This window comes from Mesorhizobium sp. WSM4806 (assembly GCF_055811635.1).
In genome coordinates, this window is sequence record NZ_JBVVQZ010000058.1 from 1 (window position 1) to 1,586 (window position 1,586).

Annotated in this window: 1 pseudogene; it reads right to left on the reverse strand. The window is 59.7% G+C overall.

Annotated elements, in window-relative coordinates:
- Window positions 1-359: 359 nt before the first annotated feature.
- A pseudogene (locus AC0L2M_RS34555) lies at window positions 360-1,392 on the reverse strand (IS110 family RNA-guided transposase).
- Window positions 1,393-1,586: the final 194 nt, after the last annotated feature.

Consider the following 1,586-nt stretch of genomic DNA (forward strand, 5'->3'; position numbering starts at 1 on the left):
GAAACTTGCCCGCCGACCCGATCGGCGGTCGAGGCACTTGTACGGCGGATATGAGGTGCAAGAGGCGGGACTTGAACAGTTGTGTGCGTCAAGTTCTTGTGTGGATGCCAGCCGTTTTGCAAGGAAGAACCTGAAGCATTGGACATGTGATCGAGTTCGGTCATGTGTCAGGCCTTGATTTCCGGCCGTTCCATATGCCGCGGGCCGGTATGGTGATCAGGTCCAATCAGCAATGCGAGCTTGCGTGGGCTCTCAACTTGACTCTGGTTTTGCTGACCCCGATCTGATCGATCATTTGCCCATGCAGTTCATGCCTTCCTCACATCCCCGACGTCCCGGTCTCGGCGCGTTGTTGGAAATTACGCAGGCACCGTCGCCGGATTCCGGTAGTCCTCCTGTTTCGTCAGCATGGCCCAGATGCCACGCGCCATCTTGTTGGCCGGCGCGATTGCCACCGGCATGCGCGGTTTCTTTAACATCAAGCGGGCAAGCCAGGAACCGTCGGGCGGGCGCCTCCGAGACGCCCATCGAACCACAGCCATGGCGCCGATGATGAGCAACCGCCGAATATCGCGCTGGCCCATCTTCGATACCTTCCCTAGCCGTTGCTTGCCGCCGCTCGACTTCTGCCGAGGGACCAGCCCGAGCCAGGCGGCGAAATCGCGACCGCACTTGAAGTGCCTCCATCGGCGGCGCAAAGGTTTCAATGGCAAGGGCAGCGATAGGGCCGCCGACACCGGGCATGGTTTGCAAGCGCCGAGATGTTGCAGCTTGCTTGGACAGCGTGTCGATCGTCTTCTTCAATGCCGCGAGCCGGCTGCTCAACTGATCGATCTGGTTAAGTAGAGCGCTGCAGATGTCGCGGACCAAATCCGGCAGGTCTGCGCTCTCGTCCTCGACGATCTCTGCCAGACGTGGCAGGTGGCCGATGCCTTGCGGAGCAACATAACCGAACTCATAGAGGTGCGCGCGCAGTGCATTCACCAATTCGGTTCGCTGATTCACGAACTGCTCTCTGGTGCGAAACACGATAGCCCTGGACTGCTGTTCCTTGGTCTTCGGTTCGACAAAGCGCATTGTCGGTCGTTGCGCTGCTTCGACGATCGCCTCCGCATCTGCGACGTCGTTCTTCTGCCGCTTGACGAACGGTTTGACATAGGCCGGGGCAATCAGTATTGGCTCATGGCCAAGCCGAGCCATCTGACGGGCCCAGTAGTGGGAGCTGCCGCACGCTTCCATCGCCACGACACATGCCGGTTGACTCGCCATGAACTTGCAAAACTGCAGGCGCGACAGCTTCTTGCGGAACACAACCGACCCATCAGCTGCCGCTCCGTGCAGCTGAAAGACGTTTTTTGCCAGATCGACCCCAATGATTGTAACCTTTTCCATGGATGCCTGCCTCTCCTTTGCGTGGCGCTAACACCACAACTTGGCACATTGCGATGCCGTCGGAGAAGGCTGGCATCCACCCCATCTGCAACAATGACGTGGCATTCAGCGGTGACGTTGGCGTGTCCGCCGCGCAGCCCCCGTGTTTAGCGGAGCGGCGGACATGGCGCCGCGTCTCAGGCGGCCAGTGCCCT